Source organism: Lachnospira intestinalis (assembly GCF_040095895.1).
Taxonomy (GTDB): Bacteria; Bacillota; Clostridia; order Lachnospirales; family Lachnospiraceae; genus Lachnospira; species Lachnospira intestinalis.
On the sequence record NZ_JBBMFS010000004.1, the window covers coordinates 247,943 to 267,196 of the forward strand.

Sequence of the window (19,254 nt, forward strand, 5' to 3'; positions counted from 1 at the left end):
TTTATCTCTCTCCTTTCAGATATTTTGCGAGTTCACGATAGTGCTTATTGTCCATCAGACCGAGGTAATTTACCAGTTCAATATAATCCTGTGCGGCTGTACAGCGTTTATCGTACGTTAAAAGCGGTTCAAATGTTGTATTGGATTCGCTGACTGCAATGCAGTTCCTGATTGAAACAGGAAGGAATTTTTCACCAAACATATTTTCATAACTTTCAAACATTTGTTTGTATAATGTTGTACGTCCGGCAACTCTTGTCATAAAGATTCCTGCAAATTCAATAGCTAAGGAATACTTACTGTTCAAATCTTCAATTGTATCAAACAGTGACATCAGACCGTCATACGAGAAGTTATCAACACAAATCGGAGTAACGATTTTATCACTTGCACAGATGGCGCAGGTTGTAAGATATGACTTAAATGGTGAATTATCAATTATGATATAGTCAAAATCATCTTTTATAAGACTAAGATTATGACGTAAATACAATTCTATATTGGTGCCCCCTGCTTCTTTGCTCCGGTCATAAATGGTGTATACGAGCGTTGACAGTTCTCTGGATGCTGATAATATGGAAATATTTTTATAGTCTGTTGAACTGATAAATTCAAGCACGGATGATTTACGCAGCTGTTTAGTGCAAAACAAATGTTCATAATTAATATCAAGAACTTCGTCGGTTTGTCCGAACATTTTAGTTGTGTTCATCTGTGGGTCTAAATCAATCAACAGAACGTTATATCCTGAAATTGCAAGAATCTGCGCAATTGTAATGGCGGAGGTTGATTTGCCGACACCTCCCTTTTCATTAATAAAACTGATTACTTCTGACATAGTTTGCCTTTCTTTTTTTGTATTTTTATTATATCTGTTTGTGTGAACTGAGTTCAAAAAGGGTATCGTGTTACTTGTAAAAGAGTGAACTGAGTTCAAATTATCTTTACTTTTCTTATTATACATGACTCACCTATAAAATCAAGATTATTTACCTAAAAATAGATAAAAATGAGATAGAAACATGCTGTTTATTATCATTATATGCTCTCTAAGGCAAAAGTATGAGATATTTTGATTGCTATAATCAAAATTTGGGTATCAACGGATATTTATTTACATGAAAATGCAGGATATTAATATATTAGTGTGTAATATAAAATAAAGTATATTTTATAAATTTTTATAAAAAATGTGTAGTGTAGAGTGAACTCAGTTCAATTTTTAAAATATAAATGAGTAAGATACGAATAAAATGAACTCAGTTCAATTTTAAAATGTAAATCAGTGAAATATAAAACGAATCAAGTTTAATTCTTTTGACGTGTAAATAAGATAAATAAAAACTGAACTCAGTTCAGTCTTTTAAGTATAAATATGTATAATAAAAACTGAACTCAGTTCAGTCATTTGAGTATTAATATATAAAATACAAAATGAATTCAGTTCAATCTATAAAATTATAAAATAAAAAGTGAACTGAGTTCAGAATATTTAGAAATTAATGTAAAAAATCACAACTATGTACTGATCTTTACACAGAGATTGTATTGGCAGATTATTTAACAAGGGACGAAGTGAAGTGAAAATATGATGTGTCGCGGCATAGTATATAATGATGTATAATAAATAGATACCATAGTAGGAAACGCTATGTTTTAATATATAAATAGGACAAAGTAAAGAAAATCTGGAACTCAGTTCAAAAGAAAAAATACTAAAAAAATTGAACTCAGTTCATATATATACAATGGAATAAAAAAAGAAATATATAACAAATTATTACAGTATTTTAACGTTGATAAGATAAATAGTGATAAAACTGCTTATAATTAAGGATTATATTGAAATATAAGAAAAAAATGATATATTATATAATTATAGATATAATTATTAAAATACTAAATGAAATTAATAGTAAAATTAAAACGATTGGAAAATAAAGAACATGTGTTCATATGTTTCACATGAAACATTTTATATTGTGAATATAATAAAACAAATAATATAGATTGCAAAAAGAAATGAGGAGTAAAATGAAGAATAATGTTATTAAAGCTGCCGGAATTCAAATTTTTTGTAATACATCTAAACAGGGAATGTTAGAAAAAGCTGAGAAATATATAGAACAGGCGATTCAAAACTATCCGGATATTGACTTATTCGTCTTACCGGAACAGTTTTACCAGATGGACTGCTATGAATATGAAAACGAAACATATGGGGAATATGAGCATGGTATGTTTGAAGAATGGCTGAGCCAATGTGCGAAAAAGTATCATACAAATATTATTGGTGGTAGTTATGCAGTCAGACCGGCGAAAAAAAGGGCGGAAAATGAAAATATCCATGAAAAAGTGCATAACCGCTGTTTAGTGATGAACCGGAATGGAGAAAGGGTTGGTTTCTACGATAAAATACACCTTTTTGATGCATTTGGGGTCAAAGAATCCGACACTTTCTTATCCGGCAGCCAATTAGGACTGTTTCAGCTGGATATTGGTAAAGTAGGTGTATGGATTTGTTATGATACGAGATTTCCGGAAATCGCACGTACTTTAAGGGCGAATGGTGCTGAAATACTGTGTGTTCCGGCGGCTTTTTACAGCCCCAATGCCGACCAGTGGGATATTATTGTAAAGGCATCAGCAATCTGTAATGTTACGCCGGTAGTAGCGGTGAATCAGTATGGAACACTGCCCAATGAGCGTTCATTGTTTGGCAGAAGCAGAATAGTAGATGCAAAGGGGCTGATTGTTGCAGGAATGTCAGATAAAGAGGGATATTTTGTCGGAGAAATTGATAAAGAGTATACACAAAAATGCCGGAAAGAAAATCCAGAGATGGAAAATAGACGTATGGATTTATATAAAACATGGTATAACGAATAAGAAATAAAAAGTGTATTTCATCACAGCGCGAATTTCTGAACGCATCTTTGCAAAAAGTTGGAAAGAAATAGGGATTATGGGGGATTTTGGCGAAAATGCTTTTGTTTAGAAGAATTTAATGATAAAATAATAGCAAAATGTAATGTGATGAGGTTAAGATGATTAAGATTTCAGTATGTGATGACGATGAGGGACAGCTTACCTTTTTCAAACAGTGTTTTATGGAATACAATGAAAAGCATAAAGAAAAGATTGAAGCAAACTTTTATCAGAGTGTTCAAAGTCTTTTAAATGAAAAGAAATTTTCCCCGGATGTCTATTTTTTAGATATTGAATTACAGGACGGCAACGGATTAAAGCTGGCAGGAAAAATCAGGACAAGAAATTCCAAGATACCGATTGTATTTATAACAAGTCATGAAGAATTTATGCCGGAGGCATTTCATGTACACGCATACCAGTACCTAAATGAAAAGAAGAATGCACAGGCGGTAGAAAATGTTTTAAATCAGCTGGCAGACTATTTTTCGGAACAAAATCAAATATTTTCATTCCAGACTTATGGAGAAATGATTTCGCTGGATTGCAGGGATATTATCTGCTTTACATCGGAAAAACGCAAGAATATTGTGATTGCAGAAAGCGGTGAATTTGAGTATTACGGAAAATTTTCAGATATTATGGACAAACTGCCCCGGCAGAACTTTGCAGAATTAAGAAATAATTTTATTATAAATTAGTTGATTGTCTTGAAAAATGCTTGATTTACGGGCATATTCGCAGGTTTGCAGATTGATTTTACTACTCATTTACTACTTTTAACGAATTGAGCCTTGATATGCAAAAGCACCTGCGAAGCTGCCGGATAAACCACTACACCACCTTACGCGGCACGTCGAAAAGAAAAAATAAAATAAGCACCACCTATAAGGCGGCGTTTCTCACTCCCACACAGGAGAACAGGAACGCTGCTTTTTTTATGCCCTCATGTTACGCAGTAAGGGCAAATAAAGCCTTGATTTATGCGGCTCTTAGAGCGCGGAAATGAGAAAGGCAAGGGTTGATACCTTTTCCCTCAAAACCGCGTTTCTACTGCGTAACAAATCCAACCAAAGGAGTGATGAAGCTATGGCAGTTTTCCGCGTGGAAAAGAACAAAGGTTATACGGTTATGAGCAACCACCATTTACGCAACAAGGAACTTTCCCTAAAGGCAAAGGGCTTGTTGTCGCAAATGCTCTCACTTCCCGAAGATTGGGACTACACCCTTGCAGGGCTGTCCCTTATCAACCGGGAAAGTATCGACGCTATCCGCACCGCTGTATGGGAGCTTGAAAAAGCCGGATATATCACAAGGCGGCAGGGACGCGACGAGAAAGGCAAAATGACCGCTATTGAGTACACCATTTACGAACAGCCACAGCCCCCGGCATTGGATTGTCCGGTATTGGAAAATCCAACAGCGGATAAGCCGATATTGGAAAATCCGACACCGGATAACCCGACGTCGGAAAATCCAACGCAATTAAATAAAGAGATACAAAAAACTAACTTACCAAAAAAAGAAAAATTAAATACAGATATATCAAGTACCCATTCCATTCCTTTCCATTCCCTAAATCCCTCTCCCTTAGAGGACGCGGCACAGCTGCCGGAACGGAAGCGAAAGGAAGCGACAGACGCATACAGCGTGTATGAGGAAATCATCAAGGACAATATCGAGTACGACTATCTGATACAGGACAGATACCTTGACCGGGACAGGATAGAGGAAATCCTTGCCCTTATTCTTGAAACCGTCTGCACCAAACGAAGAACAATCCGTATCGCCGGGGACGACCACCCGGCAGAGCTTGTAAAAGCAAAATTTATGAAACTGAACAGCGAACATATCCGCTTTGTACTGGACTGTATGCAGGAAAACACCACCAAAATCCGCAACATCAAGCAGTACATGAAAGCTGCCCTTTTCAATGCTCCGTCTACGATTGGCAGCTATTACACGTCCCTTGTATCTCACGATATGTACGGCGGGCGCACTATCCAGTCGGCAAGAAGCAAGGGCATACCCGATTACACCTGCAACGAGGGCGAAAGCCTGTAAACCAACCCAAAGGAGGATTTTATGATGACACAGAAAACAGGAGCTTTGATTTTTGATGAAACCGCTGACCGCTACGACATTCGCTTTGACGTAAACGACTATTACGGGGGATTGCATTGCGGCGACTGCATGGAGGTCTTTGTGCGGGGCAAATGGAAGCCGACCCGTATGGAGTACGGGGACAACTGGTATCTTGTGGGTATTCGGGCGGCAGACCTTTCCGGGCTGCGGGTACGGATTTAACAGGGCGGCGTGAAAGCGGATGCTCTTTTTTCATGCCCGTCCCGTTTCCCGGCGGCGGGCATACCACCATAGAACACGAAAGGAGGACACCCATTGCAGGAGGAAACCAACGAAAAGACCATAGCCCTTTACATCAAGACCGGAAAGCTGACCGCGCAGCAGCTCCAAAAGGCTATGAAAGCCCTGCTTGCACAGATGAAAAAGCAGCATGACAAACAGAAAATCCCGCATGGCAAGCAGACCCTAAAGCAGCTTATGAAGCAGAACGCGGGCGTTTCCAACATTGAAATCACAAAGGACAATATCAAAGCCTTTGAGAGTACGGCGAAAAAATACGGGATTGACTTTGCCTTAAAGAAAGACAGCACCGAAACCCCGCCCCGCTATCTTGTGTTTTTTAAGGGACGGGACGCGGACGCACTGACCGCAGCTTTCAAGGAGTTTTCCGCAAAGAAGCTGACGCAGGAACAAAAGCCCTCTATCCGCAAGCTGATTGTTTCCCTCAAAGAAAAGGCGGCGGCTCTGAACGCACAGAGGGAAAAAGTGAAGAAAAAGGACAGGGAGGTATCGCTATGAAGCCGGAACTTAAAAAGCTGCTTATCCTAAATGCCCCCTATCTGCTCTTTGTCTATCTCTTTGACAAAATCGGACAGGCGGTGCGGCTCTCTCCGGGGGCTGACCTGTCCGGCAAGGTGCTTTCCCTTGCAGACGGCTTTTCCGCTGCCTTTGCAAACCCGCTTCCGAGCCTTGCACCTATGGATTTGCTTATCGGTATTGTAGGGGCTGTCCTTATCCGGCTGATTGTCTATGTAAAAGGCAAGAATGCGAAGAAATACCGGAAAGGTATCGAATACGGCTCTGCCCGTTGGGGCAACGCCGAAGATATAAAGCCCTACACCGACCCGGTATTTCAAAATAACGTGCTGCTCACACAGACGGAACGGCTTACCATGAACAGCCGCCCAAAGCAGCCAAAGTATGCAAGGAATAAAAATATCCTTGTTATCGGGGGAAGCGGCAGCGGCAAGACGAGATTTTTCGTAAAGCCCAACCTTATGCAAATGCACTCAAGCTACGTTGTAACCGACCCGAAAGGAACGGTTTTAGTCGAGTGCGGGAAGCTCTTACAGCGGGGCGGGTATCGGATAAAGGTGCTGAACACGATAAACTTCAAAAAAAGCATGAAATACAATCCCTTTGCCTATCTCCGCAGCGAAAAAGACATTTTGAAACTGGTAAATACTTTGATTGCCAACACCAAAGGGGACGGGGAAAAAGCAGGGGAAGATTTTTGGATAAAATCGGAACGGCTCTTTTACTGCGCCCTTATCGGCTACATTTGGTACGAAGCCCCGGAGGAAGAAAAGAATTTTACGACGCTGCTTGAAATGATAAATGCCAGTGAAGCCCGCGAGGACGACCCGGAATTTCAGTCCCCCGTTGACCTTATGTTTGAACGGTTGGAGGAAAAAGACCCGGAACACTTTGCTGTCCGGCAGTATAAGAAATTCCTGTTATCTGCGGGAAAGACAAGAAGCTCTATCCTCATTTCCTGCGGGGCGCGGCTTGCCCCTTTTGACATTAAAGAGCTGCGCGACCTTATGGAAACCGACGAAATGGAACTTGATACCATAGGCGACCGTAAGACCGCCCTGTTTGTCATTATCAGCGACACCGACGACACTTTTAACTTTGTTGTGAGTATTCTTTACACGCAGCTTTTCAATCTTCTTTGCGACAAGGCAGATGATGAATACGGCGGCAGGCTGCCCGTCCATGTACGCTGTCTGTTAGACGAGTTTGCAAATATCGGGCAGATACCGAAGTTTGAAAAGCTCATAGCCACTATCCGAAGCCGGGAAATCTCTGCTTCAATCATTCTGCAAAGCCAGTCGCAGCTAAAGGCGATATACAAAGATAACGCCGATACCATAGCCGGCAACTGCGACACCACCCTTTTCTTGGGCGGCAAGGAGAAAACCACCCTCAAAGAAATGTCGGAAATCTTGGGGAAAGAAACCATTGACAGCTTCAACACTTCCGAGAACCGGGGGCGTGAGGTATCACATGGGCTGAACTATCAGAAGTTAGGCAAGCAGCTTATGACCGAAGATGAAATTGCAGTCATGGACGGCGGGAAATGTATCTTACAACTACGAGGGGTACGCCCGTTCTTCTCTGATAAGTATGACATTACAAAGCACCCCAACTATAAATATCTTTCCGACTATGACAAGAAAAATACCTTTGATATGGAAAAGCATTTAAGGCGCAGACCCGCCCTTGTAAAGCCGGACGAACCCTTTGACTATTACGAAATCAGCGAAGCAGATTTGCAGGAGGACACCGACCATGAATAGACGTATGCAGAAGAAAAAAGATAAGAAAATCACAGAAGCCATAAACGGGCTTGTTTTCATTGCCGAGCGACGGGAACAGCAACGGCAGGCAGCTATCCAGCAGTTTGTGAAACGGTGTGAAGCCCTGTATGAGCAGAAACGGGTGCGGCGGGAACTTTGATTTTACGGGAGGTTATACTATGAGCAGACAGAAAACAAAAACTGATGATATACGTCGTGAACATTATTTTACAAAGATGATAGAAAATGCAGAAAACGCTCTGCGGGAGTATTTGCAGGAACGCGGAGGGGAACAGACCCTTTACGTTACCGAGTATATGCAGCGTAGGAGCTATCTTTTGGAATGACGAAAAATGTGTGTTCCCGGCTGAAAAGAAAGGAGGAATTGACGCAGTAACAAAGAAAAAGACAACTTGCATGATACGCGCCCCTACAAAAATTCCTATCGCCCACACTGACAACTGAATACCGCCGCGCGGCAGAACTTTAGGCAGCGCGGGGACTTATGACCGCGGCAGTTTGAAAACTGACCGCCGTTTTTTATGCCCTTTTATAGGGCAAGCCGCATTTGCGGCAGAAAGGAGCTTTATGGAATTTTTTAACTCTGCTATCGACATATTACAGACCCTTGTTATCGCACTGGGCGCAGGCTTAGGCATTTGGGGCGTTATCAATCTCTTGGAGGGATATGGAAACGACAATCCGGGTGCAAAATCACAAGGCATTAAGCAGTTCATGGCTAATTAAAGGGAACAAAAAAGAAAGGAAAACCAATCCAGACGGTATCAGCGGCAGGATACAAGAATAAATTGTGATTTCACAAGATTGGTGCTATAATAAGAGAAAAGTTCCTGCCGGGGCAGCCGCCCCGGTGGTATGGATAGAAAGGCAGGAAAACAATATGCACATCAGCTATAAACCACTCTGGCACACACTGTTAGAGCGTGATATGAGGAAAGAGGATTTAAGGCTTGCTGCTGGTATGACAACAAATATGATTGCCAACATGAGCAAAGAGGGAAAGCACATCAGCATGGATACATTAGCCCGTATCTGCGAAACGCTGAATTGTGAGATTACCGATGTGATTGAGTTAGTACCAGACGAGCCTGCTTCCACAGGAGGTAAGGAACATGAGAGAATTGAAACCAAGAATAACGGAAAACGGAATTGATTATATCCTTGTCGGAGATTACTACATCCCGGACTTGAAACTGCCGGAGGAACACCGCCCTATCGGAAAGTACGGACGGATGCACCGGGAATATTTAAGGGAAGTCCACCCAGCCAGATTGAATACATTGATACTGACCGGAGAATTGTGGACATATCTTGCAGACCTGAACGAACAGGCACAGGAACGGTTAGACACTATCATGGAGCAGATGAAAGCCACCGAGGGCGTGACAGAGGAATTGAAGCGAACTCAACAAATGGAATGGGTGCAGCGTTGTAATAACATTCACAACCGGGCAGAAGAAATTGTTTTGCATGATATAATTTATTCATACGGGAGTAATTAAATCGGAGGTATATAAGATGATTGAAATTGTATTTGGTGAAAGTGCCTGTGGAAGTTTGAAAATTGCCCAAACTTACGGTAAGGGAAAGTATAGAGGAAGTGCAGTTTCGGTCTTTATGAGGCACGAAGATGGGAGTGTTCCATCTTCAGATGAAATGAAAGAAGCACAAATTCAAGCACAGGAACAAGAACATATTGCTTGGGAGAATGCTATTCCATTGGGAGGCAAGAGCAGTGATGTTTATTGTTTTGATATGGCTCTTAGTGTGGGAGATATTTCTGATAATGGAATTGGCGAACAGCGGAAAAATGTTCTCAAGAAAATGCTGTCTGTCTGGTTTGTAGAGGATTTAGACTATCAGGTTGAAGAAAAAATACAGAAAATTAAAACTACATTGTCTTCGGTTATTGAACGATATGTAGCTGGGGAAGAAGTTCGTATTTGGTATAGCTATAATCCGGATGAACTTTGCGGTATGTACTGGCTTATGAAACAACTTCGACCATTAAACTGTCAGACAACAATTTATTTGGTTAAGTTACCTGCCTGGGAATATGGAAAAGAAAATACTATGACATCCAAAATAGCATGGGGTGAGGTTTCTCCTGGCGAATGGGGAAAATATATAACTCTACAAGAAAAAGCTAAGCCTGTATTTCTTTCAGCTTGTGCTATGAAATGGAATCAACTTCAAAATGAAAATGCACCTTTGCGTGCAATGCTAAATGGTAAATTGCAAAGTGTTTCAGAAGATATATATGATAGTTTCATTCTTCGTGAAATTGCGGAACAGCCAGAGCAATTCAAAATGGCTATTGTTATAGGTAATGTTTTAGGAAAATATCAACTTGGAATTAGTGATGTATGGATTTCTAATCGCATTGATAAAATGCTTGAAGATGGTGTGTTGGAAATTATACAGGACGCACCAAAGGGAGAAACAAATTATCGCCGGATATTAAGAAAACGAATGAAATAATAACCACAGCAAGAACCGCTGCTACATGGAAGGCACCCCAACCATGCAACAGCGGTTTTTTTTACCGTTTTTTCCTCTGGCTGATAGGCGTTCCCATTTTCTTTGATTTTTTGAGAATCCGAATCAGCCAGCGAAATTCTTCGTCTGACAGATTTTTATAGTTGATACCGAGCTGCTTGCAGTAAAGGACAACCAGCTTTTCATCCCGGCTGCCCTTGAAATTTTCGACTGCTTCGAGATTTTCTTTCAATTCATCGGCAACGGTGGTCTGGGGCGCACTCTCACTGTCCTTTTTGTGGGCTTCCCGAATATCCCGGATAATCAGGTTGAGGTCATCCAGAACCATGTGACTGAAATACTCATCATCACTGATATGGGCGGCTTGCAGCACTTTCAAATGCGGGTCATCTTCGCCTGGGCGATACCGTTCAATGATTTCATGCCGGACGGTATCGACAAGTGCATTGAGGTTTTGAATCTGCATGGTAGCAATCCCGTCCACATAAATCTCAATGTCTGCAAGAAACTTGATAAAATCTTTATGTGTAGCAAGCTCACAGAGCAGACGGTTGTTAATCCGACCGCTTTTCAGCAGTGCCACCATCTCATCATTCAAATGCAACTCCGTCAATGGTGTGTTGATCTGCTCCCTGTTCTCTATCCGGCACAGTAGATAATCAACAGAGACCCCATAGAAGTCTGCCAGCGTGATAAGGTTGCCATGATTGATTTCCTTAAAATCCTCTTTTTCATAACTTCCAAGAGCTGATTTGGAAATGCCTGTCAGCTTTGATAGTTCTTCCAGATTTAAGCCTTTGTCCTTGCGGAGTTCCCAAAGGCGTTCCTGTATGCTTGTTGCTCCTTTCATGGGCGCACGCTCCTTTCCAATGGTTTCATTGCTGCCGCTTATCTGGATTATATCACACTTTCCGCAATCGTGGAAATTTCTGATTTTTACCCCTAATTCCTACTTTGTGGACATACGGCACAGGGCACAAAAATGTTCTATGATACAGGTAGTTCATCGATGGATTATTCCAATCGAATGACCAGCCTGTGTGGGATATGCTTCCCCGGCGATGTAGCGCCATGACTTTTGGCAGGGATGTGGAGGAACCCTGACCGAAACGAGCGTACCAAAGGGAGCGATACGCCGCTGTGAGATTCAGGGGAGGAACGACACCGGGGAGAACTGGCGAACTGACACCGAAATGATACCGAAACACGACAATCTGATAGGGGGATAGTCTACCCTATCGCTGATACTTCGGGAGATTTTAATCGGCTCTATGACCGTAATTTTGCCGAAAATCGCCCCGAAACCATACACTAAAACGGGAGGAAATACAATATGCCGAGAATGAGCAAAAAGAGGAAGCATGAGCTTTCCTTTTACCTCAATGACCGGGGGCGTGTCACTTACAACGAATTATGCCGGAAATGCCAGCATGGGTGCAAGCAGAGCTTCCGGGCGGTTGTGATTGACTGCCCCCGTTATTTATCCAAACGAGCAAAGAAGAAGGAGGAACACACCGAATGAATTTTGAATTTATGACGATAGACACACCATTGCCGCCCTGTATGGCTTTTCCAAGAGCGTTGACAGGGTTTCCAATCAGCAGCACCGCAAAGGTCATGTACTGCCGGATGTTGGACGCTATGCTCTCCAATGGGCAGGAGGACGAGAACGGAATCCTGTTTGTCTGCTTCCCTGTCACAGCCATTGCCGCAGTCCTGTCCCGCAGCTCTATGACGGTCAAGCGTTCTTTGAATGAACTGGAAAACGCCGGACTTATCATGCGGGTGCGTCAGGGCGTTGGAGAACCAAACAGGATTTATGTGCTGATACCGGGAAAGGAGGACGCTGCCCTTGCCTGATACCTCAAAGCTGGAAAAACTCAATCGGGAGTTGGAGAAAAGCGAAAAGAAACTGCGGAAAGCCATCAATGATGAAAAGGCATTGCAGCACCAGTTAAAGCAGCTTACCCGAAAGGAACGGACGCACCGGCTCTGTACTCGTGGCGGTATGCTGGAAAGTTTTCTGCAAGAGCCGGAACGCCTGACAGATGATGATGTCATGCTGTTGTTGAAACTCATTTTTCACAGGCAGGACACGCAGGAACTATTGAAAAAACTGCTGGAACGGGAGAAGCCGGAAACCCCTTAGTTTACTAAGGGCGCAATTATACACCACCCAGAGGTTGGTGCATTGCGTTCTCCGAAGGCTCCTCGCCGGAGGGCTGTGATTTTCCGCAGTCATGGTCTGCTTCAAATCAAACAGGGGACGCTACGCTTCCCCTGCGCTGGCTGCCGCCAGCTACCCTTTTGTGTACTTGCCATCTGGGGACACCTTGCGTTGCAAGCTGTTCCCAGCCGACAAGTTTCATAAAATATGCTATCTTTTCGATAGCCAATGAAGTATAATGAAGATGACAACAAATCGGAATTTACCTCTATTCAGACATACAAACTGTTGACAATAAAGCTCCTATATAGTATGATTTTATAAACTACTATATAGGAGCTTTTGCATGAAAACAAATGGAGGATTTCTTGTCACCAAAATAAAACAGCTTGGTGACCGGATTTTTGAGAAAATTCTCAGCGAAAAGAATATTGATGCGTTCAATGGAGCCCAAGGGCGCATTCTTTATGTGCTGTGGCAGGAGGATGGAATCTCGATCAGGTCACTCTCGGTCAAATGCGGATTAGCGATAACATCTCTTACGACGATGCTGGAAAGAATGGAACATCAAGGGCTGATAAGCCGTGTTCAGTCTGAAACGGACAAAAGGAAAACACTCCTGTTTCTGACTGAGAAAGCACATGCCTTAAAGGACGAGTACGATTCTGTATCTGATGAGATGGGCAGCATTTACTACAAGGGTTTTTCAGAGGAAGAAATTACCCGGTTTGAGGAATGCCTCGACCGCATCAGAAAGAATCTTGAGGAGTGGCAGAAGTCATGAGTATTTGTATCAAAGATCAGATCCAGAACATGAATCTCGTCATCGGCTGCACAGTGGGGTGTACATATTGCTATGCCCGCAACAATGTAAAGCGCTGGCATATGATTGATGACTTTGCTGATCCTGAGTTCTTTCCGGGCAAGCTCAAGATGATGGAAAAGAAACGTCCGCAGAACTTTCTTCTTACCGGCATGAGCGATCTCTCCGGATGGAAGCCGGAATGGAGAGACGAGGTATTTGCAAAGATCCGTGAAAATCCACAGCATCAGTTCCTGTTTCTTACCAAGCGCCCCGATCTGCTGGATTTTGATACCGATCTGGAAAACGCATGGTTTGGCGTTACGGTGACGAGGAAAGCAGAACTGTGGCGTATCGACGCCCTTCGAAAAAACGTCAAAGCAAAGCATTACCATGTTACCTTTGAGCCGTTATTCGACGATCCCAGTACAGTTGACCTTTCCGGAATCAACTGGATCGTTGTCGGCACTATGACTGGGGCTCAGAGCAGGAAGATTCATACGGAGCCGGAATGGGCATGGTCTCTGGCGGACCAGGCACATAAGCTCGGCATTCCGGTGTTTATGAAGGAAGACCTTGTCCCTATCATAGGGGATGAAAATATGATTCAGGAAATGCCGGAGGAATTCAATAAAGTATTAGAGGTACAGAGATCATGGCAGAAGTAATCGATGGAATCCTCATTCGTGAGGTGGAAACAAAGAACATCATGACCAAGTCCAGTCTGCCGGTAGGCGGTTACTCGGTCAATCCCTATGTGGGCTGTACACATGCCTGCAAGTATTGCTATGCTTCTTTTATGAAGCGCTTTACCGGACACACGGAGGAATGGGGCACTTTCCTTGATGTGAAGCATTGGCCAGAAATTAAAAATCCGAAGAAATATGCCGGACAGCGGGTGGTCGTCGGTTCTGTGACGGATGGCTACAATCCACAGGAGGAGCAATTCGGGAATACCAGAAAACTTCTGGAGCAGTTGATCGGCAGTGACGCAGATATTCTGATCTGCACAAAGTCGGATCTTGTGGTACGGGATATTGATCTGCTGAAGAAGCTTGGACGAGTAACCGTTTCATGGTCAATCAACACACTAGATGAAAATTTCAAGAACGATATGGACTCTGCTTCTAGCATTGAGCGCCGTATCGCTGCTATGAAGCAGATATATGATGCAGGTATCCGTACAGTCTGTTTCGTATCTCCGGTATTCCCCGGTATCACGAATTTTGAAGCAATCTTTGAGCGGGTAAAGGATCAGTGCGATCTGTTCTGGCTCGAAAATCTCAATCTTCGAGGCGGTTTCAAAAAGACAATTATGGATTATATCGCCGGAAAATATCCTGATCTTGTACCACTTTACGACGAGATCTATAACAAGCATAACCGCAGCTACTTTGAAGCACTTGAAGTAAAAGCTGAGGAAATGGCTAAGAAGTATGATTGCCCATTTGTGGATAATGAAATGCCTTATGGCAGAGTCCCGCAGGGGCATCCGGTGATCGTAGATTATTTCTATCATGAGGAAATCCGAGGGACAGAAAATACCGGAAAAAGAAATCGCTAACTTCCAGTTTGTCAGCTTCACATCGGGTCAACTTGCCCCGAACTTTTACAATTAAATACCCGCCGCCCACATAGCGGCACACCGAGCAGGAAATCTGAAAAAGGTCTCCTGCTTTTTTTCTGCCCAAAATGAGGTGGTAAAACGCCACCCCGTCCACCAATTAGCGAAAGGAGGGACACGAAATGCCCTGTCCACACAACGAAATCACGATTGTTCAGCGCAGCCAGCGGCAGTCTGCGGTTGCCGCCGCTGCTTACCAGAGTGGCGAAAAGCTGTTCTGTGAATACGACCAGCAAGTGAAGCACTACCCGGAAAAGCGTGGTATCGTCCACAATGAGATTCTGCTCCCAGCAAATGCCCCGCCGGAGTATGCAGACCGTAATACCTTATGGAACGCCGCCGAAGCGGTGGAGAAGCAATGGAACTCCCAGCTTGCAAGGCGGTGGGTGCTTACCATCCCCAGAGAGATACCGCCTGACCAGTACGCTGTCCTTGTCCGAGAGTTTTGCCAGCAGCAGTTTGTTTCCAAAGGCATGATCGTTGACTTTGCCATCCACGACCCCCATCCGCCGGGACACAATCCCCACGCCCATGTCTTGCTCACTATGAGGGCAATAGACGAACATGGGAAATGGCTTCCCAAGAGCCGCAAGGTTTATGACCTTGATGAAAGCGGAGAACGGATAAAACTTCCGTCCGGCAGGTGGAAAAGCCACAAGGAGGATACGGTTGACTGGAACGACCAGAAATATTGTGAAATCTGGCGGCATGAATGGGAAGTAATCCAGAACCGCTATCTGGAAGCCAATGACCGCCCGGAGCGTGTGGACTTGCGTTCCTATGCCAGACAGGGGCTTGATATTATCCCTACTGTCCATGAGGGGGCTGCTGTCCAGCAGATGGAAAAGCGTGGTATCCAGACAAATATCGGCAACCTGAACCGGGAAATCAAAGCTGCCAACCGCCTAATGAAGTCCATCCGGCAGCTTATCCAAAACCTCAAAGGCTGGATTACCGAGCTGGGAGAAAAACGGAAGGAGCTGCTTGCACAAAAAGCGGCGGAGGAAGCGACACTTCTTCCCAATCTGCTGATGAAGTATATGGAGATACGAAAGGAAGAACGGAAGGACTGGACAAGGGCTGGACAGAACCGGGGGACTTCACAGGACTTAAAGGCAGTCAGCGAAGCCCTATCCTATCTCCGGCAAAAGGGGCTTTCCACTGTGGAGGACTTAGAAGCATTTCTGGAATCTTCCGGGAAATCAGCCGCAGATTACCGCAATCAGATGAAGCCAAAGGAAGCCCGCAGCAAAGTGATTGACGGGATTCTTGCCAGCCGGACAGACTGCAAGGAATGTAAGCCTGTCTATGAGAAGTACCAGAAGATGTTTTTTAAGAAAACAAAGGAGAAATTCAAACAGGAACACCCGGAGGTTGCCCGGTATGAGAAAGCCGCCGCCTACCTTGCCAAGCACCCGGACGATAAGGACAGTACCCAAAATGAGCTGCAAGAGGAGCAGGAAAAACTTCTCAGCGAAATCGCAGAGCTGAAAGAACCTTTGACCGAGGTACAGGCTGATTTGAAGAAGTTGCGGGACATCCGCTACTGGGTACGGAAAGCTACACCCGGCACAGAAGAAAGCAAAGAGCCGCCCAAGAAGCAGCCTATCAAGGAAGTCTTGCAGGATAAGGCTGACGAGAAAAAAGCACAAAGAACTGTCCCGGCACAGACGAAACACAAACAACAGGATATGGAACTTTAACAGGCACTTGCCATTTTCAATCAGAGAATGTCAGGTGCTTTTTTGTTTTCAAGGAGGGATAGATTTGAATGTATTTGAAGCTGTGAAGCAGTCCGTCACAACAAGACAGGCTGCGGAGCATTATGGAATCCATGTAGGTCGGAACGGGATGGCTTGCTGCCCGTTCCATAACGATAAAACCCCAAGCATGAAGCTGGATCGGCGTTACCACTGCTTCGGCTGCGGTGCTGATGGGGATGTGATTGATTTTACCGCCGCCCTGTATGGTCTGGGAAAGAAAGAAGCCGCCGTACAACTGGCACAGGACTTCGGGCTTTCCTATGAGGACTGGAAACCGCCGGGAAAGGCAAAAAAGCCCAAGCCCCGGCAGAAATCCCCGGAGGAACAGTTTCAGGAAGCAAAAAACCGTTGCTTCCGTATCCTTGCCGATTATCTCCACCTGCTCCGGGCATGGAGAAAGGAATATGCCCCGCACTCCCCGGAGGAAGCCTTTCATCCCCGGTTTGTGGAAGCCTTACAGAAGCAAGACCAAGTGGAATATCTGCTGGATGTGCTGCTCTTTGGGGAAACGGAGGAAAAAGCGGCTTTGATTACGGACTACGGAAAGGATGTGATACAGCTTGAACAGCGAATGGCAGAGCTTGCCGCCGCAAACGCAGCAAGAACTAAAAAACACCATGAACGCCATGCAGCCGCCCCAGAGCATTGAGGAAATCAAGGCGGGGCTGGAAACTACCGAGAAAGGCGGTGTCCGTCAGAGCATACGGAACTGCCTGACCGTATTCCAGCGTGACCCGCTGCTTTCCGGGGCTATCGCATACAACATCCTAACTGACCGCAAGGACATCATAAAGCCCATCGGCTTCCACAGAGAAAGCACCGCCCTGAACGATACGGACATGAAGTATCTGCTTCTCTATCTGGAAGAAACCTACGGGCTTACCAATGAGAAAAAGATTGATAACGCCATCGGGATTGTGGCGAATGAAAACAAGTACCATCCCATCCGGGACTACCTAAGTGACCTTGTGTGGGACGGGACAGAACGAATCCGTTTCTGTCTGCGGCACTTTCTGGGCGCTGACGCAGACGATTACACCTATGAAGCGTTGAAGCTGTTCCTGCTGGGTGCAATCTCACGAGCCTTTCAGCCGGGGTGTAAGTTTGAAATCATGCTCTGTCTGGTAGGCGGTCAGGGGGCTGGCAAGTCCACCTTCTTCCGTCTGCTGGCAGTCCGAGACGAGTGGTTCTCCGATGATTTGCGGAAGCTGGACGATGACAATGTGTACCGCAAGCTGCAAGGTCACTGGATTATCGAAATGTCGGAAATGATGGCAACCGCCAACGCCAAGAGCATTGAGGAAATCAAGTCATTTTTAAGCCGGCAGAAAGAAGTTTACAAGATACCCTATGAAACCCACCCGGCAGACCGCCCCCGTCAGTGCGTGTTTGGCGGCACTTCCAATGCCCTTGACTTCCTGCCCCTTGACCGTTCCGGCAACCGCCGCTTTATCCCCGTCATGGTGTACCCGGAGCAAGCCGAGGTTCACATTTTGGAGGACGAAGCTGCTTCCAGAGCCTATATCGAGCAGATGTGGGCGGAAGCGATGGAGATTTACCGAAGCGGCAGGTTCAAGCTGGCTTTCAGCCCCGCCATGCAGCGGTATCTCAAAGAACACCAGCGGGATTTTATGCCGGAGGACACCAAAGCCGGGATGATACAGGCGTATCTTGATAAGTACACCGGGAGTATGGTCTGTTCCAAGCAACTCTACAAGGAAGCCTTGAACCATGCCTTTGACGAGCCGAAGCAATGGGAAATCCGGGAAATCAACGAGATTATGAACCAGTGCATTTCCGGCTGGCGGTACTTCCCGAACCCAAGAATGTTTTCCGAATATGGCAGACAAAAGGGCTGGGAGCGTGAAAACCCGGCAACGGACTCCGGCAACCCGTCTGAAAAAACGATGGACGGTTTTGTGGAGGTCACAGAACAGATGGAGCTTCCATTCTGAAAATGACAGCCCGTTGCCCCCCCTGTTGCTATCCCGTTGCCGAGCCGGTTGCCGGGGAAAACCCCTTATTTCCGGGCTTTTCTCCCTTATAACAACCAAAACAACAGAAAAATAAAAGAAAAGTATAAATAGTAATCATCGCCAGATTGAGATTGTTTGCAAGGTCTTTTGAAGCCCGTTGCCGGACTTCGTTGCCGACACCTTCTGTCTGGCTATTTTCATGTATGGAGGATAACTGCCTATGGCAAAAAACAAAACAGAGATTCATGTTACAACGGTATTTGACGGGGAACTGGACGCAACCGATGTGTTCGTCAGCCTGATTTCCCAGAAATACGGTAAGACAAATACGAAAGAATATCTTGCTAAAAGGAAAGATATGAGCTATAATGAAGATGAGGTTCAAAAGAGCCAGATACCGTCTGGATTGTGTGGGTAAATGGCTATGATGAACGAAATGGAATACAGAACAATCGGAAAGGCACTTGCCGGGGGCTATCGTGCAGCGGTCTATTGCAGGCTGTCAAAGGACGATGACCTGCAAGGCGAAAGTGCCAGTATCGCAAACCAGCGTGATATGCTGGAAAAATACTGCGAAAAGCAGGGATGGGAGGTTGTGGCAGTCTATCAGGACGATGGCTTCACAGGTCTTAATATGGAGCGTCCTGATTTACAGAGAATGTTGAGAGCCATTGAGCGCAGGCAAATCAACCTTGTTATCACGAAAGACCTTAGCCGTCTGGGGCGTAATTATCTGCAAACCGGGCATTTGATTGAGGACTTTTTCCCAAGAAACGGTGTCCGCTATATCGCCATGAATGACGGTAT

Annotated in this window: 26 protein-coding genes; 23 read left to right on the forward strand and 3 right to left on the reverse strand. The window is 44.7% G+C overall.

The genetic code is table 11. The features are described from left to right. Window position 1: 1 nt before the first annotated feature. Window positions 2-838, reverse strand: a complete 837-nt coding sequence (locus tag WMO37_RS06775) for a ParA family protein (RefSeq protein ID WP_349154634.1) — start codon at window positions 836-838, stop codon at window positions 2-4. 1,196 nt (window positions 839-2,034) lie between these two features. Between WMO37_RS06775 and WMO37_RS06780 the strand changes: the two genes are divergently transcribed. From WMO37_RS06780 to WMO37_RS06835, 12 genes are all read left to right on the forward strand, one after another. Next, window positions 2,035-2,889: a carbon-nitrogen hydrolase family protein gene (locus tag WMO37_RS06780; protein ID WP_349154635.1), complete on the forward strand. Its 855-nt coding sequence runs from the start codon at window positions 2,035-2,037 to the stop codon at window positions 2,887-2,889. A gap of 158 nt (window positions 2,890-3,047) precedes the next feature. Next, window positions 3,048-3,629 carry a LytR/AlgR family response regulator transcription factor gene (locus WMO37_RS06785; RefSeq protein WP_349154636.1) on the forward strand — a complete coding sequence of 194 codons (582 nt, stop codon included), beginning with the start codon at window positions 3,048-3,050 and terminating at the stop codon, window positions 3,627-3,629. Window positions 3,630-4,017: 388 nt separating this feature from the next. Next, window positions 4,018-4,992 (forward strand): DUF6017 domain-containing protein, encoded by a 975-nt coding sequence (locus tag WMO37_RS06790; protein ID WP_018112837.1) that lies wholly within the window; start codon window positions 4,018-4,020, stop codon window positions 4,990-4,992. 24 nt (window positions 4,993-5,016) lie between these two features. Next, window positions 5,017-5,235: a DUF5348 domain-containing protein gene (locus WMO37_RS06795; RefSeq protein WP_004611927.1), complete on the forward strand. Its 219-nt coding sequence runs from the start codon at window positions 5,017-5,019 to the stop codon at window positions 5,233-5,235. A gap of 93 nt (window positions 5,236-5,328) precedes the next feature. Then, entirely contained in the window at window positions 5,329-5,811 is a 483-nt protein-coding gene (locus WMO37_RS06800; RefSeq protein ID WP_069432335.1) for a PcfB family protein, read from the forward strand. After that, window positions 5,808-7,595 (forward strand): VirD4-like conjugal transfer protein, CD1115 family, encoded by a 1,788-nt coding sequence (locus tag WMO37_RS06805; RefSeq protein ID WP_072848542.1) that lies wholly within the window; start codon window positions 5,808-5,810, stop codon window positions 7,593-7,595. Before WMO37_RS06800 ends, WMO37_RS06805 begins: the two co-directional genes overlap by 4 nt. Beyond that, entirely contained in the window at window positions 7,588-7,755 is a 168-nt protein-coding gene (locus tag WMO37_RS06810; protein ID WP_018112834.1) for a hypothetical protein, read from the forward strand. Before WMO37_RS06805 ends, WMO37_RS06810 begins: the two co-directional genes overlap by 8 nt. A 19-nt stretch (window positions 7,756-7,774) precedes the next feature. Beyond that, complete coding sequence (locus WMO37_RS06815; protein WP_162858247.1) at window positions 7,775-7,942, forward strand: hypothetical protein; 168 nt, start codon at window positions 7,775-7,777, stop codon at window positions 7,940-7,942. 241 nt (window positions 7,943-8,183) lie between these two features. Further along, window positions 8,184-8,342, forward strand: coding sequence for a Maff2 family mobile element protein (locus WMO37_RS06820; protein ID WP_369426208.1), 159 nt, complete (start codon window positions 8,184-8,186; stop codon window positions 8,340-8,342). 154 nt (window positions 8,343-8,496) lie between these two features. Then, entirely contained in the window at window positions 8,497-8,769 is a 273-nt protein-coding gene (locus WMO37_RS06825) for a helix-turn-helix domain-containing protein (RefSeq protein WP_002593556.1), read from the forward strand. Then, window positions 8,729-9,118: a TnpV protein gene (locus WMO37_RS06830; RefSeq protein WP_009296082.1), complete on the forward strand. Its 390-nt coding sequence runs from the start codon at window positions 8,729-8,731 to the stop codon at window positions 9,116-9,118. The genes WMO37_RS06825 and WMO37_RS06830 overlap by 41 nt, the downstream gene beginning before the upstream one ends. A gap of 16 nt (window positions 9,119-9,134) precedes the next feature. Continuing rightward, entirely contained in the window at window positions 9,135-10,097 is a 963-nt protein-coding gene (locus WMO37_RS06835; RefSeq protein ID WP_014078537.1) for a DUF3658 domain-containing protein, read from the forward strand. A gap of 61 nt (window positions 10,098-10,158) precedes the next feature. Here WMO37_RS06835 and WMO37_RS06840 read toward each other — a convergent pair whose 3' ends face one another. After that, on the reverse strand, window positions 10,159-10,965 hold the full coding sequence (locus WMO37_RS06840; RefSeq protein ID WP_006873172.1) for a helix-turn-helix domain-containing protein: 807 nt from the start codon (window positions 10,963-10,965) through the stop codon (window positions 10,159-10,161). Window positions 10,966-11,448: 483 nt separating this feature from the next. On the opposite strand from WMO37_RS06840, the gene WMO37_RS06845 reads away from it, so the two are divergent. From WMO37_RS06845 to WMO37_RS06885, 9 genes are all read left to right on the forward strand, one after another. Then, the gene (locus WMO37_RS06845) at window positions 11,449-11,637 is read left to right on the forward strand and encodes a hypothetical protein (protein WP_002304353.1); all 189 of its coding nucleotides are present in this window, start codon (window positions 11,449-11,451) and stop codon (window positions 11,635-11,637) included. Then, window positions 11,634-11,975 (forward strand): replication initiator protein A, encoded by a 342-nt coding sequence (locus tag WMO37_RS06850; RefSeq protein ID WP_118728686.1) that lies wholly within the window; start codon window positions 11,634-11,636, stop codon window positions 11,973-11,975. The genes WMO37_RS06845 and WMO37_RS06850 overlap by 4 nt, the downstream gene beginning before the upstream one ends. Then, entirely contained in the window at window positions 11,968-12,264 is a 297-nt protein-coding gene (locus WMO37_RS06855) for a DUF3847 domain-containing protein (RefSeq protein ID WP_002594808.1), read from the forward strand. The genes WMO37_RS06850 and WMO37_RS06855 overlap by 8 nt, the downstream gene beginning before the upstream one ends. Window positions 12,265-12,628: 364 nt before the next feature. Further along, the gene (locus WMO37_RS06860) at window positions 12,629-13,066 is read left to right on the forward strand and encodes a radical SAM mobile pair system MarR family transcriptional regulator (RefSeq protein WP_118285036.1); all 438 of its coding nucleotides are present in this window, start codon (window positions 12,629-12,631) and stop codon (window positions 13,064-13,066) included. Then, entirely contained in the window at window positions 13,063-13,752 is a 690-nt protein-coding gene (locus WMO37_RS06865; protein WP_118285037.1) for a radical SAM mobile pair protein A, read from the forward strand. The genes WMO37_RS06860 and WMO37_RS06865 overlap by 4 nt, the downstream gene beginning before the upstream one ends. Beyond that, window positions 13,740-14,648 (forward strand): radical SAM mobile pair protein B, encoded by a 909-nt coding sequence (locus WMO37_RS06870; RefSeq protein WP_118285038.1) that lies wholly within the window; start codon window positions 13,740-13,742, stop codon window positions 14,646-14,648. Before WMO37_RS06865 ends, WMO37_RS06870 begins: the two co-directional genes overlap by 13 nt. A gap of 182 nt (window positions 14,649-14,830) precedes the next feature. Further along, a complete protein-coding gene (gene mobQ, locus WMO37_RS06875) occupies window positions 14,831-16,411 on the forward strand; it encodes a MobQ family relaxase (protein WP_173900606.1) in 1,581 nt (526 codons plus the stop codon). A 64-nt stretch (window positions 16,412-16,475) separates the two neighbouring features. Next, a complete protein-coding gene (locus WMO37_RS06880; protein ID WP_227621879.1) occupies window positions 16,476-17,120 on the forward strand; it encodes a CHC2 zinc finger domain-containing protein in 645 nt (214 codons plus the stop codon). Then, window positions 17,089-18,426, forward strand: a complete 1,338-nt coding sequence (locus WMO37_RS06885) for a virulence-associated E family protein (protein ID WP_227621877.1) — start codon at window positions 17,089-17,091, stop codon at window positions 18,424-18,426. The genes WMO37_RS06880 and WMO37_RS06885 overlap by 32 nt, the downstream gene beginning before the upstream one ends. Before the next feature lie 28 nt (window positions 18,427-18,454). On the opposite strand, the gene WMO37_RS06890 is transcribed toward WMO37_RS06885, so the two are convergent. After that, complete coding sequence (locus tag WMO37_RS06890; protein WP_004612762.1) at window positions 18,455-18,694, reverse strand: hypothetical protein; 240 nt, start codon at window positions 18,692-18,694, stop codon at window positions 18,455-18,457. On the opposite strand from WMO37_RS06890, the gene WMO37_RS06895 reads away from it, so the two are divergent. Both WMO37_RS06895 and WMO37_RS06900 read left to right on the forward strand, forming a co-directional pair. Continuing rightward, window positions 18,668-18,865: a hypothetical protein gene (locus WMO37_RS06895; protein ID WP_003020324.1), complete on the forward strand. Its 198-nt coding sequence runs from the start codon at window positions 18,668-18,670 to the stop codon at window positions 18,863-18,865. The genes WMO37_RS06890 and WMO37_RS06895 overlap by 27 nt on opposite strands. Further along, window positions 18,866-19,254, forward strand: a 389-nt coding sequence (locus WMO37_RS06900; protein ID WP_346992437.1) for a recombinase family protein, incomplete at its 3' end; no start/stop codon positions are given.